The organism is Pseudomonas sp. NBRC 111138 (assembly GCF_001320835.1).
GTDB classification, from domain to species: Bacteria; Pseudomonadota; Gammaproteobacteria; order Pseudomonadales; family Pseudomonadaceae; genus Aquipseudomonas; species Aquipseudomonas paracarnis.
In genome coordinates, this window is the sequence record NZ_BCBO01000059.1 from 13,609 (window position 1) to 27,233 (window position 13,625).

Genomic DNA, 13,625 nt, shown 5'->3' on the forward strand with positions numbered 1-13,625 from the left:
CAGGGATTTGCGGCGGCTATATGTCGCGCTTTTGAGGTGGGCTGGATTTGTTTTCCACAATTTGGTGGAGGGCTTGTTGACACCGCAAAAACAAATGTGGGAACCGGCTATGGGTGGGAGCTGGCTTGCCTGCGATGCGGCCACCCCGGTATGTCAGCTAAACCGAGGTGATGCTATCGCGGGCAAGCCCGGCTCCCACATAAGGCCCGGTTTCCACAGGGTTGATGCGCCTGGATCTTGGGTCAGTGACCGCCCAGGTAGGCGTTGCGCACTTCCTCGTTCACCAGCAACTCCTTGCCGGTGCCTGTCAGGCGAATCTCACCATTGACCATCACATACGCCCGGTCCGACAGGCGCAGCGCATGGTTGGCGTTCTGTTCCACCAGGAAAATGGTCATCCCGGTGGACGCCAGCTCGCGCAGGGTGGAAAAGATCTGCTTCACCACAATCGGCGCCAACCCCAGGCTTGGCTCATCGAGCAACAACAGCTTGGGCCGGCTCATCAGCGCACGGGCGATGGCGAGCATTTGTTGCTCACCACCGGACATGGTCATCGCCCGCTGGTTGCGTCGCTCCTTGAGCCTGGGGAACAGCTCGAACATGCGTTGCATGTCCTCGCTGGCGAACTTGTCGCCAATGGGGATGGTGCCCATCAGCAGGTTTTCCTCGACGGTCATGTCGGGGAACACCCGCCGCCCTTCCGGCGACTGCGCAATGCCGTTGGAAGCGATGTAGTGGGACGACTTGTGAGTAATGTCGACGCCGTTGTAGAGGATCTGCCCCGACTCGGCCCGAGGCTGACCGAAGATCGACATCAGCAACGTGGACTTACCCGCGCCATTGGAGCCGATCAGGCTGACGGTTTCGCCTTCGTTGATGTGCAGCGAGACTTTTTTCAGGGCCTGGATCGGGCCGTAGAACACGTCCAGGTCCTTCATTTCGAGGATAGGTGCGCTCATACCAGCTCCTCTTCGTCCGCGCCCAGGTAGGCGGCGATCACTTTCGGGTCGTTGCGGATCGCATCCGGGCCGCCTTCGGCGATCACGTTGCCGTGGTCCAGCACCACAATGTGGTCGGAAATACTCATCACCATGCCCATGTCGTGTTCGATCAGCACCACCGTAAGGTCGTGTTCGTCGCGCAGCAGGCGAATCATCGCGCTGAGGGCTTCGGTTTCCTGCGGGTTGAGGCCCGCTGCTGGTTCGTCCAGGCAGATGATCTGCGGCCGCGTGCACATGGCGCGGGCGATCTCCAGGCGGCGCTGCTGGCCGTAAGAGAGCTCGCCGGCCAGACGGTTGGCGCAGTCCACCAGCTCGACCACTTCCAGCCAGTAGAACGCGCAGTCCAGCGCATCGCTTTCGGCCTTGCGGTAGCCCTTGGTGTTGAGGATGCCGGCAAGCATGTTGCGGTTGACCCACATGTGCTGGGCCACCAGCAGGTTTTCCAGCACCGACATTTCCTTGAACAGGCGAATGTTCTGGAAAGTGCGCGCCAGGCCGGCACGGTTCACCAGGTGGGTGCCGCCGAACATCTTGTAGTAAACGCGGCTGAGGAAGCTTTTGGGCGACACGAAGTCGGTGGCCTCAAAGCGCTCGCCGAGCAGTTGGATCACGTTGGTTTGCTTGCCGCGCACGTTGAGCTCGATCTTGCCGCCACTGGCTTTGTAGAAGCCGGTGAGGCAGTTGAACACCGTGGTCTTGCCGGCGCCGTTGGGGCCGATCAGGGCGAAGATCGAGTTGCGTTCAACCTTGAGGCTTACATCGCTCAAGGCTTTGATACCACCGAAGTGCATCATCAGGTGTTCGACAGACAGCACGACTTCCTTGCTCATGGCGCTACCCCTTTGCGTGGCGTCACACCGGTACGGCTAATCCGAATCAAGCCACGCGGTCGCCAGATCATCATCACCACCATCAACACCCCAAACAGCAGCACGCGGTACTCGGAAAAACTACGCAGCAGTTCCGGCGCCACGGTCAACACGAACGCTGCAATCACCACGCCAACCGTCGAGCCCATGCCGCCCAACACCACAATGGCGAGGATCAACGCCGACTCGAAGAAGGTAAACGACGACGGGTTGACGAAGCCCTGGTAGCTGGCAAAGAACACCCCGGCCAAACCGGCGGTGGACGCGCCGATGGTGAAGGCTGAGAGTTTGACCAGCACATGGTTCAGGCCCATGGAACGGCAGGCGATTTCATCTTCGCGCAGGGCTTCCCAGGCGCGGCCGACCGGCATGCGCGTCAGGCGATGCTTGATGTACAGCACGGCCAGCACCACCAGAAACAGCACGATGTAGATGAACATGAACTTGATGTTGGGGTTGTAATCGATGCCGAAAAACTCGTGAAACGGAATGCCGCCATCCTTCGCACGCTTGCCGAACTCCAGGCCCAGAAAGGTCGGTGACGGCACGGGCATACCGTTGGGGCCACCGGTGAACGACAGCCAGTTGTTGAGCACCAGGCGAATGATTTCACCAAAACCCAGGGTCACGATGGCCAGGTAGTCACCGTGCATTCGCAGCACCGGGAAGCCGAGTATGCAACCCGCCAACGCCGCCGCGATGGCCGCCAGTGGCAGCACCGTCCAGAAGCCCAGGCCCAGGTATTGATAACCCAGCGCCAGGCCGTAGGCACCGATGGCGTAGAAGGCCACATAACCCAGGTCGAGCAGGCCCGCCAGGCCCACCACGATGTTCAGGCCCAGGCCGAGCAACACGTAGATCAGCCCCAGGATCACCACGGTGAGCAGGTATTTGTTGGCGAAGATCGGAAACACGATGGCGATCACGATCAGCGCCGGGATGATCCAGCGCAGCCGCGACTTGTAGTCCGGTGGCAGCACGTGCACGCCGGAGCCGCTGCTCTCGAACCCCTGCAGGATCTTCACGCCCTTGGGTGTTTGCAGGAACAGGCTGAGGGCAAAGCGCCCGGCCATCACGATGGCGACCAGCACGGCAACCCGCGCAGGTTCCAGGTTGAAGCTGTAGCCGTCGAGCACCACGCCGACAATCGGGCCGAACACGATCAGCGAAATCAGCCCCGCGAGTACCGTATCGACCACACTTTTCTTGATATCAATGGATTTGGCAGCAGACATGTTTACACCTTCGCCACGAGTGGGCGACCAAGCAGGCCCTGGGGACGGAAAATCAGAATCACCACCAGCAGGGAGAAACTGAACACGTCTTTGTAGTCAGAGTTGATCAACCCCGCGAACAGCGACTCGGAGATACCGAGGATGATCCCGCCCAGCATCGCCCCAGGCAGGGAGCCGATGCCGCCGAGTACCGCCGCGGTAAACGCCTTGATGCCGATGATGAAGCCGGCATAGAAGTCGAAGGTGCCGTAGTTGAGGGTGATGAGCACGCCGGCCAGGGCGGCCATGGCGGCACCGATGACAAACACGTAGGAGATCACGCGGTCGGTGTTGATGCCCAGGATCGAGGCCATCTTGCGGTCTTGCTGGGTAGCGCGGCACATGCGGCCGAGCTTGGTGTATTTGATGATGTAGGTGAGCAAGGCCATGCCGGCAAAAGCGGCGACCAGGATGAACACTTTGGTGTAGGTCAGTTGCACGAACCCGGTGCCGATATCGACGCGCCAGGCGCCGGCCAGCAGGGTGGGAATGCCTTGTTGCTTGGCGCCCTGGGCGATCTGCGCGTAGTTCTGCAGGATCAGGGAGATACCGATGGCGCTGATCAGCGGTGCCAGGCGGGTGGAGTTACGCAGGGGTTTGTAGGCGACACGCTCAATCACCCAACCGTACACGCCGGTGACGACCACGGTGAAGATCAAGGTACCGAGAATGAGCAGCGGGAAGGATTCGATGCCGAAGTAAGCCAGCAGTGCCAGACTGATCGCCGCGAGGTAAGCGGAAATCATATAAACCTCGCCGTGGGCGAAGTTGATCATGCCAATGATGCCATAGACCATTGTGTAGCCGATGGCGATCAGGCCATAGACCGACCCGAGGGTCAGGCCGTTGACCAGTTGCTGCAGGAAAATACCATCCATAACGCAATCTCACGCGGTGAGCACCTGCACACCGGTGGGTGTGCGGCGCTTCTGGAGGAAAAGACAGGTTTGTTGCAATGGAGCAGGCAACCACGCCCTCTGTGGGAGCTGGCTTATGTGGCGAGGGAGCTTGCTCCCGCTGGGCTGCGAAGCAGCCCCAAACTGGGCAATCGAGATACATCAGATGTATTTCGGTAAGCGGTTGGGAGTGCTACGCACTCCAGCGGGAGCAAGCTCCCTCGCCACAGCAAGCCCCCCTAACCTTAGGCCCGTGGTGCTTGTACTTACTTCTGCTTTTCCAACTGATGGTATTTGCCGTCTTTGTCCCACTGGTAAACCACGTAGTCAGAGACTTTCAGGTCGCCCTTGGTATCCCAGGCTTTTTCGCCCATGACGGTTTTAACCGGGTTGGCCTTGAGCCACTTGGCAGCGTCTTCGCCCTTGTTGGACTTGGCACCGTTGAAGCCGGCGGCCAGGGCCTGGATCGAAGCGTAGGCGTACAGGGTGTAGCCTTCAGGCTCGGTGCCGTTCTTGCGAAACTCTTCCACCACGGTCTTGCTGTCTGGCAGCAGGCGCGGGTCGGCGCCGAAGGTCATGTACACGCCATCGACGTACTGCGCACCACCTGCGGTGGACACCAGCTCGTCGGTGACCACGCCGTCATCGGACATGAACTTGACGTCTTTCAAGCCCGCTTCGCGGATCTGGCGCACCAGTGGGCCGGCTTCCGGATGCAGGCCGCCGAAGTACACGACGTCGGCGCCCAGGGAGCGGATCTTGGTGACCAGGGCGCTGAAGTCTTTCTCACCTCGGGTCAGGCCCTCTTCCAGCACCGGCTTGACGCCGCGCTTGGTCAACTGGGCGGCGGTGGCGTCGGCCAGGCCTTTGCCGTAGGTGTCCTTGTCGTTGATCACCGCGACTTTCTTGCCCTTGAGCACATCGACGATGTAGTCGCCGGCGACGATGCCTTGCTGGTCGTCACGCCCGCACATGCGGAACATGGCGCCCAGGCCGCGTTCGGTCACTTGTGGGTTGGTGGAGCCTGGGGTGATGGCGATGATGCCTGCTTCGTCGTAAACCTCAGACGCCGGGATGGTATTGGATGAGCAGAAGTGCCCGACCACACCGATCACTTTGTCCTGGTCGGCCAGGCGGTTGGCCACGGCCACGGCCTGCTTGGGCTCGCAGGCGTCATCGCCCGCCACCAGCTTGATCTGCTCACCGTTGATGCCGCCGGCCTTGTTGATAACGTCGGCTGCCGCCTGGGCACCCTTCATGTACTGCTCACCGAAAGCGGCGTTGGCACCCGTCATCGGGCCCGCCACACCAATTTTCACATCAGCTTGAACAAACGTAGAAACACCCAGCGCCGCAGCAACGGCGAGGGCCAGAAAACCTTTCTTGTAAAACGTCTGGGACATGAGTGGTGCTCCGATATTTTTGATTTTTGGCACGACAACTTGCATTCAAACCTTTCACCGAAAGCTCAGAGCAAGCCGCGTGCCATTACTTTTTTATTCTTCAAAAAGACACGGTGTCATTGTTATTACAGGCGTTTCGACGCCTTTTGCCAGGACGTGCAACCGTCTAGCGTCTAGAGGTGCAACCAACACTTCAAAAAAGTACAACCCTGGCAGGTCGCACCTGCAACCACAGGCATAAACGACAGTTCCTGCAGCTGTAACAATGTGCGTAACGGAACTGCACATTTACAGTGCGTGATTGCTACGACTTGCACCAATACAGATGGGTAGCCTGCTAAGAAAACGCAGGCTTTTGAGGGGTATTTCGCTGATCAGATCACGATCCTCAGGCATTGCCCGGCGTGATAGAGCGAGAAGCCGGCTTCATACAGGCAGCTGCGCAAGCCCACCGCGGCCAAGGGTTGCATGGGCGTAAAAGGGATCGGCAAGGCTTGGGTGTCCTGGTGACACAGGTAGTCGGCAAACGCCTTGCCCACCACGCTGCCGGTGGTCACCCCGCGTCCGTTATAACCGGTAACCGCCACCAGGCCGGGGGCCGGTTCGAACAGGCGCATCAAGTGGTCGGGAGTGAATGCGATGCAGCCGGTCCAGGTGTATTCCCACTGCACCGGTTTGAGGTACGGGAAGTAGTGTTGCTGCACCCGATCGGCCCACGCCTTGAGGAACCACGCCGGTTTCTGGTTGCCGTTACCCAGGCTGCCCAGCAACAGGCGGCCATCGGCATCGCGGCGAATGCTGCTCAGGACCTGGCGCGTGTCCCACGAACCCTGGCCGCCGGGGAGGATCTGCTTGGCCGCGTCATCGGTCAGCGGCGCCGAGGCCACCTGATAGTAATAGCCGGGGAAGAAGTTACGCCGCAGTTCGGTCCATTCGCCTTCGGTGTAGGCGTTGGAGGCGATCACCACCTGGGCGGCCTGTACCGCGCCCTCGGCGGTCTGCACCGACCAATCGGCCCCTTGGCGCTCAAGCTGGGTGACCGGCGAATGATCGAACAATTGCCCGCCCAACGCTGCGGCGGCATTCGCCAACCCAGTGGTGTAGGCCATGGGGTTCAAGGTGCCGGCGCGCCGATCCAGCAACGCGGCGGCGATTTTCCGGGTACCGGTGGCTTGCTCGCAGGCCTGGCCGGTGAGTAACTCAACCGGTGCGCCCCGGCGTTTCCACTGCTCCTCACGGCTGCGCAAATCCGCCTCGCCACGGGCGTTGTGCGCCATGTGCAAGGTGCCTTCACGGCGCAATTGGCAGTCGATGTTGTACTTGTCGATCAGGCTGAACACCAGGGACGGCGCCGCACCCAACATGCGGTTGAGTTGGCTGCCCACCGCCGTGCCGAAACCGGCCTCGATCTCGTCCGGTGGAATCCACAGGCCGGCGTTGACCAGCCCGACGTTGCGCCCCGAACCACCGTGGCCGGTGCGATGGGCTTCCAGTACGACGACGCTTTTACCCTGTTCCAGCAAATGAATGGCCGCCGACAAACCGGTGATTCCGGCGCCGATCACGCACACATCCACCTTGACAGCGCCCTTGAGCGCGGCTCGGTCGGGGCGGCCTGGAGTGAGGTGTTCCCATAAACATGTTTCGCGCAGTGCCATTGCCAGACTCCGGGATGAATTCACCACCGCTCGTTCCCGCGCTCTGCGTGGGAATGTAGCCTTGGACGCTCCGCGTCCGCATTGTCGTGACGCGGAGCGTCACAGGATGCGTTCCCACGCAGAGCGTGGGAACGATCAATATCACCTGTGGGAGCTGGCTTGCCTGCGATAGCGGTGTATCAGTCACCGAAACTATCGACTGAACCACCGCTATCGCAGGCAAGCCAGCTCCCACATCGACCGTGCCAGATCAGTCGAACGTGATGCCTTGTGCCAGAGGCAGCTCCAGCGAGTAGTTCACGGTATTGGTCTGCCTGCGCATATACCCGCGCCACGCATCCGAGCCCGATTCACGCCCGCCGCCGGTTTCTTTTTCACCCCCGAACGCGCCACCGATCTCCGCGCCGCTCGGGCCGATGTTGACGTTGGCAATGCCACAGTCGCTGCCCACCGCCGACATGAACTGCTCGGCTTCACGCACGTCAGTGGTGAAGATGCAGGATGACAAGCCTTGTGGCACGGCGTTGTTCAGGCGCAGGGCTTCGGCGAAGTCGGTGTAGCCGACCACGTAAAGAATCGGCGCGAAGGTTTCGCTGCACACCACGTCGCTTTGCTCGGGCATTTCCACGATGGCTGGCGATACGTAGTAGGCGTTGGGGAATTTGTCTTGCAGTTGGCGCTTGCCGCCGAACACCTTGCCGCCTTCGCTCAAGGCTTGCTCAAGGGCGTCCTGCATGTTGTCGAAACTGTGCTTGTCGATCAGCGGGCCGATCAGATTGCCTTCCAGAGGGTGGCCGATGCGCACTTTCGAATAGGCGGCCTTGAGGCGGGTGACGATTTCTTCCTTGACCGACTCATGGGCGATCAGCCGGCGCAGGGTGGTGCAGCGTTGGCCGGCGGTGCCCACTGCGCTGAACAGGATGGCGCGTACGGCCATGTCCAGGTCGGCGCTTGGGCCGAGGATCATCGCGTTGTTGCCGCCCAGCTCAAGAATGCTGCGGGCGAAACGCGCGGCGACTTTGGGTGCCACTTCACGGCCCATGCGCGTGCTGCCGGTGGCGCTGATCAGGGCGACGCGCGGGTCATCCACCAGCGCAGCGCCGGCGTCGCGGCCGCCAATGATCACTTGGCTGAGATACTCAGGGGCACCGTCGAATTTTTTCAGTACGCGCTCGAACAAGGCCTGGCAGGCCAGTGCGGTGAGCGGGGTCTTTTCCGACGGTTTCCAGATCACAGCGTTGCCGCACACCAAGGCCAGCGCAGTGTTCCACGCCCACACGGCCACCGGGAAGTTGAAGGCGCTGATCACGCCGACCACGCCCAGCGGGTGCCAGGTTTCGCGCATATGGTGGCCTGGGCGCTCGGAGGCGATGGTCAAGCCGTACAGCTGACGCGACAGGCCCACGGCGAAGTCGCAGATGTCGATCATTTCCTGCACTTCACCCAAGCCTTCCTGGGTGATTTTGCCGGCCTCCCAGGAAACGAGTTCACCCAGGTCGGCCTTGTATTCGCGCAATACGTCGCCGAACTGGCGCACCAGCTCGCCACGTCGCGGTGCCGGCACCTTGCGCCAGGCCTCGAATGCATGCTCGGCGCGACTGACCTGTTGCTCCACCTCGGCGGCGCCTTCCCAATGGACACTGCCGATACGGCTGCCATCAATCGGTGAATGCACGGGTTGTTTCCCGGCCTGGTACAGCGCCGGGTTTACCCCGAGACGATCAAGCAATGCGGCAACCATGGGTCACTCCTTCAAATCTGCATACAAGAATTCGCGCCGCAATACGCACGGCGATCCTGGCCCTATTTGTAGCTGGCCCAAGACTTGCCAACAAACGACGATTAGGCGAGATATCATTCCCTTTATTCATGCAAAGAATAAAAAGAGGCATGCCGTGCTGAACAAAAGACATTTGCCCTCGATCACCGCCCTGCAGTGTTTCGAAGCGGCCACCCGCCACCTGAGCTTCACCCGTGCCGCCGAGGAACTGAACCTCACCCAAAGCGCGGTGAGCAAACAGGTGGCGCAGTTGGAAGAACTGTTGCAACACCTGCTGTTTCGCCGCGTGCGCCGGCGCTTGCAGATGACCCCGGCGGGCGACCTGTACCTGGTGGAAGTGCGCAAGATCCTCACCCAAGTGGAAATGTCCACCCACTACCTGCGCTCCTACGGCGGCGAAACCGAAGTGCTGCGTGTGTCCACTCCCTACACCTTCGGCGCACGCTGGCTGGTGCCGCGCCTCAAGGGATGGCGTTTGCGCCACCCGCAGATCCACCTGGACCTGTGCAACGAACAGGACCCGGACGAGTTACTGCAAGGCAAGGCCGACATGGCGTTCTATTTCGGCCAGGGCGCACGTCCCGGCACCGAGAGCCTGAAGCTGTTCAGTGAAGAGCTGGTACCGGTGTGTTCGCCCGACAGCCTCCCCGCCGAGCCCTTCACCGACCCCACGCAACTGAGCGAGCTGGTGCTGCTGCAAAACGCCTCGCGGCCTCAGGGCTGGCATGACTGGTTCGCCAGCCAGGGCTTTCATACCGAGCACAGTTACCACGGGCCGCGGTTCGACACGTTCTACATGTGCATCCGTGCGGCGCAGGTGGGGTGCGGCGTGGCGCTGTTGCCGCGCTTTCTGGTGGAGGAGGAATTGGCCGAGGGCAAGCTGGTGATTCCCTGGCAGCATGCGATGCCCAGCCAGGATGCTTATTACCTGGCGTATCCTGAGCATTCGGCGGAGGTGCCCAAGGTGCGCGAATTTGTGAAGTGGATGATGGAGCAGGTGCTTTAGCGCCTGGAGAATCGCCATCGCAGGCAAGCCAGCTCCCACCGTTTGGAACGCATTTCAAAGGTGGGAGCTGGCTTGCCTGCGATGGCGCCAGTGGCCTTACTGAAAAAATCACTGGCAATCCCCCACAGGTCTATGCGCCACTAACCCCCTTCCTCAATTGCGCGTAAAGGCCGGCCTCCATCGCCGACCCGTCTGGAGATTCCCGTTATGAGCGAGAGTGTGTTTGCCGATCGCATCGTGCAGAACCTGCTCGACACCGACTTCTACAAGCTGACCATGATGCAGGCGGTGCTGCACAACTACCCGAACGTGGAAGTTGAATGGGAGTTTCGTTGCCGTAACAGTGAAGACCTGCGCCCTTACCTGGCGGAGATCCGTTACCAGATCGAGCGCCTCGCCGAGCTGAGCCTGAGCCCCGATCAACTGGGGTTCCTGGAACGCATCAGCTTTATGAAGCCGGATTTTCTGCGCTTCCTCGGGCTGTTTCGCTTCAACCTGCGGTATGTGCAAACCGGCATCGAGAACGGCGAGTTGTTTATCCGCCTGCGCGGACCGTGGCTGCATGTGATCCTGTTTGAAGTGCCGATGCTGGCCATCGTCAGCGAGGTGCGTAACCGCTACCGCTACCAGACCGTGATCCTTGAACAGGCCCGCGAGCAGCTGTATCGCAAGTTCGACTGGCTGACCGCCAATGCCAGCAGCGATGAGCTGTCGGAGCTGCAAGTGGCGGATTTCGGCACGCGCCGGCGCTTTTCCTACCGGGTGCAAGAGGAAGTGGTCAGCGTGCTCAAGCACGATTTCCCGGGGCGCTTTGTCGGCACCAGCAACGTGCACCTGGCGCGCGAATTCGATATGAAGCCGCTGGGCACCATGGCCCATGAGTGGATCATGGCCCACCAGCAACTCGGCCCGCGCCTGATCGACAGCCAGATCGCCGCCCTTGATTGCTGGGTGCGCGAGTACCGTGGCCTGCTGGGTATCGCCCTCACCGATTGCATCACTACCGACGCCTTCCTCGGCGACTTCGACTTGTACTTCGCCAAGCTGTTCGACGGCCTGCGCCATGACTCCGGTGATCCGATCCAGTGGGCAGAAAAAGCCATCGCTCACTACCACAAGCTGGGCATCGAACCGATGAGCAAGACCCTGGTGTTCTCCGACAGTCTGACATTGCCCAAAGCCTTGGAAATATTTCGGGCGTTGCGCGGTCGCATTAATGTGAGCTTTGGCATCGGCACCAACCTGACCTGTGATATTCCAGGGGTGGAACCGATGAGCATCGTGCTTAAAATGACCGCCTGCAATGGCCAGCCCGTCGCGAAGATTTCCGATGAAGCGGGCAAGACCCATTGCACCGACCCGAATTTTGTCGCCTATTTGCGTCACGTTTTCAAAGTACCTGCCCTATCCAGCAAGGAGTGAATCATGCAAGCCGTACAGCGTGAGATTGCACAACAGCTCAAGGTGCAAGCCCCGTTCAAGGACCAGGCCGCACTCGAAGCCGAGGTTGCCCGGCGCGTGGCCTTTATCCAGGACTGCCTGCGCAATTCCGGGCTCAAGACCCTGGTGCTCGGCATCAGTGGTGGTGTCGACTCCCTGACCGCAGGCCTGTTGGCCCAACGTGCGGTGCAGGAACTGCGCGCCAGCACCGGCGATGAGGCGTACCGCTTTATCGCCGTGCGCCTGCCCTACGAAACCCAGTTCGACGAGCACGACGCCCAGGCCTCGGTGGACTTTATCGAGCCGGATGAACGTCACACCGTGAACATCGGCCCGGCGGTTAAAGCCCTGGCCAATGAAGTGGCCGCATTTGAAGGCAAGGCCGCGGCGTCCCGTGACTTCGTGCTGGGCAACACCAAGGCGCGCATGCGTATGGTGGCGCAGTACACCATCGCCGGCGCGGCCGGTGGGCTGGTGATCGGCACCGACCATGCGGCGGAAGCGGTGATGGGCTTCTACACCAAGTTCGGTGATGGCGCGTGCGATCTGGCACCGTTGAGCGGGCTGGTGAAGCATCAGGTGCGGGCCATTGCCCGTCACTTTGGCGCGCCGGAATCGCTGGTGGAGAAGGTGCCGACCGCCGACCTCGAAGACCTGTCGCCGGGCAAGCCGGACGAGGCGTCACATGGCGTGACCTATGCCGAGATTGATGCGTTCCTGCAGGGTGAGCCGGTGCGTGAGGAGGCGTTCAGAATTATCTGCGAGACCTATCGCAAGACTGAGCACAAGCGGGTGATGCCGTTTGCGCCTTGAGGTGAACCTGATCGTTTTGCATTGATTGTCACATCGCCATCGCAGGCAAGCCAGCTCCCACACTTGACCGGATTCCAACATGGGAATGCGGTCGAATGTGGGAGCTGGCTTGTCTGCGATGAACGATAACGCGGTCTTACTTCAGAACCACAGCACCTTTCATCATCGAGATGTGGCCTGGGAACGAGCAGAAGAAGCTGTATTTCTCATCGGCCTTCAGCTTGGAGACGTCGAAGGTCACCGAGTCTTTCTCGCCAGCACCGATGATCTTGGTGTGGGCGATGATGCGCTCATCACCGGCTTTCAGGTAATCCTTGTCGATCCCCGCAGCCATGCCGTCGGTTGCCACCGGTTGCATATTGGCTTCGGTAGTCAGCACCCAGTTATGGCCCATCACGTTCTTGGGCAGGTTACCCGAGTGAGTCAGCTCAACGGTGAACTGCTTGCAGCTCTTGTCGATGGTGATTTCTTTAGTGTTGAACGACATTTGGTCGGTGGAGTCGACAGTGACCTTGCACTCTGCAGCAAGCAACTGGCCGCTCGCCAGAGTCAGCAGGGAAACAGCAACGAGTTTGGCAAACATGTGAATCTCCAAGGCAGGGTTTTAAAAACGCGGATTGCGGTAAGGGTGCCTCAATCAGGCTTGAGTTCTTATGATCTGAATCAACAGATTGTATACAACTTTAGGCTATCAGCTTCATCAACACAATCAACCAGCCAAACTGCCGCACCCTGATTATGATCGGCCCATCACTCACGGGAGTTCATGCCATGCACCTCAATCACCTGTTCAACGGCCTCCTGGCTGCCTACGCCTGCGGTAAGTGAAAGCAAACGCCCCCCCGAAGCTGCTACCATGACGACCCGAGGCAGCTGCGCGCCGCCCACCCTCACCTTCGACCCTAGAGGATCGCCCATGGCCAAACCTAATTACTCCTTCGCCAAACGTCAGAGAGACTTGGCCAAGGAACAGAAGAAAGAGGAAAAGCTGCAACGCAAGAAAGCCGCTGCTGAGGAAGAAGCCGGCGCGCTGAACCCGGATGCCGAAGGTGAAGCGGCACCTGACGAGACCGAAACCCCGAAAGCTCCAACTGAATGATCGTTCCAACGCTCCGCGTGGGAATGCAGCCCAGGACGCTCCGCGTCCCGCACCAGGCTTGAAGCCAGCGCAAGGGTGACGCAGAGCGTCACAGCAGGCATTCCCACGCAGAGCGTGGGAATGATCGTTTTTCATTCCAGCGGCATCACCGTCACCCGCACCTCCGGGTCATGGCTGCCTCCCCCCAGAATCACCCCCCGCAATGGCGACACATCAGAAAAGTCCCGGCCCCAGGCCAGGGTGATGTGCTCCAGCGCCGGCTGCACATTGTTGGTCGGGTCAAAATCCACCCAGCCTGATACCGGGCAAAACACCGAAACCCACGCATGGGAAGCATCCGCGCCAATCAGCCGTGGCTGGCCGGGCGGTGGCTGGGTGAGCAGGTA

General features: G+C 60.4%; 12 protein-coding genes and 1 pseudogene. 4 read left to right on the plus strand and 9 right to left on the minus strand.

The genetic code is table 11. From position 1 onward, the window contains the following. Positions 1 to 242: 242 nt before the first annotated feature. The 7 genes from APH41_RS10445 to APH41_RS10475 form a co-directional block, all read right to left on the minus strand. Positions 243 to 959 carry an ABC transporter ATP-binding protein gene (locus APH41_RS10445; RefSeq protein ID WP_005784287.1) on the minus strand — a complete coding sequence of 239 codons (717 nt, stop codon included), beginning with the start codon at positions 957 to 959 and terminating at the stop codon, positions 243 to 245. Continuing rightward, entirely contained in the window at positions 956 to 1,831 is an 876-nt protein-coding gene (locus APH41_RS10450; RefSeq protein WP_054918837.1) for an ABC transporter ATP-binding protein, read from the minus strand. Before APH41_RS10450 ends, APH41_RS10445 begins: the two co-directional genes overlap by 4 nt. Then, a complete protein-coding gene (livM, locus tag APH41_RS10455; protein WP_003188100.1) occupies positions 1,828 to 3,105 on the minus strand; it encodes a high-affinity branched-chain amino acid ABC transporter permease LivM in 1,278 nt (425 codons plus the stop codon). Before livM ends, APH41_RS10450 begins: the two co-directional genes overlap by 4 nt. Positions 3,106 to 3,107: 2 nt before the next feature. Continuing rightward, entirely contained in the window at positions 3,108 to 4,022 is a 915-nt protein-coding gene (locus APH41_RS10460; RefSeq protein WP_034125666.1) for a branched-chain amino acid ABC transporter permease, read from the minus strand. Between the two features lie 284 nt (positions 4,023 to 4,306). Next, entirely contained in the window at positions 4,307 to 5,443 is a 1,137-nt protein-coding gene (locus APH41_RS10465) for a branched-chain amino acid ABC transporter substrate-binding protein (protein ID WP_034125665.1), read from the minus strand. A 374-nt stretch (positions 5,444 to 5,817) separates the two neighbouring features. After that, positions 5,818 to 7,101 (minus strand): FAD-binding oxidoreductase, encoded by a 1,284-nt coding sequence (locus APH41_RS10470; RefSeq protein WP_054918839.1) that lies wholly within the window; start codon positions 7,099 to 7,101, stop codon positions 5,818 to 5,820. 250 nt (positions 7,102 to 7,351) lie between these two features. Beyond that, positions 7,352 to 8,842 carry an aldehyde dehydrogenase family protein gene (locus APH41_RS10475; protein WP_019818294.1) on the minus strand — a complete coding sequence of 497 codons (1,491 nt, stop codon included), beginning with the start codon at positions 8,840 to 8,842 and terminating at the stop codon, positions 7,352 to 7,354. 154 nt (positions 8,843 to 8,996) lie between these two features. Here APH41_RS10475 and APH41_RS10480 point away from each other — a divergent pair, with 154 nt between their 5' ends. The 3 genes from APH41_RS10480 to nadE all read left to right on the plus strand — a co-directional run bounded on the left by APH41_RS10480 (position 8,997) and on the right by nadE (position 12,140). After that, the gene (locus tag APH41_RS10480; RefSeq protein ID WP_054918841.1) at positions 8,997 to 9,887 is read left to right on the plus strand and encodes a LysR family transcriptional regulator; all 891 of its coding nucleotides are present in this window, start codon (positions 8,997 to 8,999) and stop codon (positions 9,885 to 9,887) included. Between the two features lie 207 nt (positions 9,888 to 10,094). Continuing rightward, positions 10,095 to 11,309: a nicotinate phosphoribosyltransferase gene (gene pncB, locus APH41_RS10485; protein WP_003188094.1), complete on the plus strand. Its 1,215-nt coding sequence runs from the start codon at positions 10,095 to 10,097 to the stop codon at positions 11,307 to 11,309. A 3-nt stretch (positions 11,310 to 11,312) separates the two neighbouring features. Beyond that, positions 11,313 to 12,140 carry an ammonia-dependent NAD(+) synthetase gene (nadE, locus tag APH41_RS10490; RefSeq protein ID WP_014716685.1) on the plus strand — a complete coding sequence of 276 codons (828 nt, stop codon included), beginning with the start codon at positions 11,313 to 11,315 and terminating at the stop codon, positions 12,138 to 12,140. A 136-nt stretch (positions 12,141 to 12,276) separates the two neighbouring features. Here nadE and azu read toward each other — a convergent pair whose 3' ends face one another. After that, positions 12,277 to 12,723: an azurin gene (azu, locus tag APH41_RS10495; RefSeq protein ID WP_003188091.1), complete on the minus strand. Its 447-nt coding sequence runs from the start codon at positions 12,721 to 12,723 to the stop codon at positions 12,277 to 12,279. 333 nt (positions 12,724 to 13,056) lie between these two features. On the opposite strand from azu, the gene APH41_RS10500 reads away from it, so the two are divergent. Continuing rightward, positions 13,057 to 13,239, plus strand: a complete 183-nt coding sequence (locus APH41_RS10500) for a hypothetical protein (RefSeq protein WP_034125662.1) — start codon at positions 13,057 to 13,059, stop codon at positions 13,237 to 13,239. Positions 13,240 to 13,370: 131 nt separating this feature from the next. Here the strand turns inward: APH41_RS10500 and APH41_RS10505 are convergent. Continuing rightward, positions 13,371 to 13,625: pseudogene (locus APH41_RS10505) on the minus strand (transglutaminase family protein); the annotation flags it as partial.

What these genes read in the sequence shown, in the direction of transcription:
- azu (WP_003188091.1), bottom strand. Translation starts at nt 12,723, where the DNA reads ATGTTTGCCAAACTCGTTGCTGTTTCCCTGCTGACTCTGGCGAGCGGC.
- APH41_RS10460 (WP_034125666.1), bottom strand. Translation starts at nt 4,022, where the DNA reads ATGGATGGTATTTTCCTGCAGCAACTGGTCAACGGCCTGACCCTCGGG.
- APH41_RS10475 (WP_019818294.1), bottom strand. Translation starts at nt 8,842, where the DNA reads ATGGTTGCCGCATTGCTTGATCGTCTCGGGGTAAACCCGGCGCTGTAC.
- APH41_RS10450 (WP_054918837.1), bottom strand. Translation starts at nt 1,831, where the DNA reads ATGAGCAAGGAAGTCGTGCTGTCTGTCGAACACCTGATGATGCACTTC.
- nadE (WP_014716685.1), top strand. Translation starts at nt 11,313, where the DNA reads ATGCAAGCCGTACAGCGTGAGATTGCACAACAGCTCAAGGTGCAAGCC.
- APH41_RS10445 (WP_005784287.1), bottom strand. Translation starts at nt 959, where the DNA reads ATGAGCGCACCTATCCTCGAAATGAAGGACCTGGACGTGTTCTACGGC.
- APH41_RS10500 (WP_034125662.1), top strand. Translation starts at nt 13,057, where the DNA reads ATGGCCAAACCTAATTACTCCTTCGCCAAACGTCAGAGAGACTTGGCC.
- APH41_RS10465 (WP_034125665.1), bottom strand. Translation starts at nt 5,443, where the DNA reads ATGTCCCAGACGTTTTACAAGAAAGGTTTTCTGGCCCTCGCCGTTGCT.
- APH41_RS10470 (WP_054918839.1), bottom strand. Translation starts at nt 7,101, where the DNA reads ATGGCACTGCGCGAAACATGTTTATGGGAACACCTCACTCCAGGCCGC.
- livM (WP_003188100.1), bottom strand. Translation starts at nt 3,105, where the DNA reads ATGTCTGCTGCCAAATCCATTGATATCAAGAAAAGTGTGGTCGATACG.
- pncB (WP_003188094.1), top strand. Translation starts at nt 10,095, where the DNA reads ATGAGCGAGAGTGTGTTTGCCGATCGCATCGTGCAGAACCTGCTCGAC.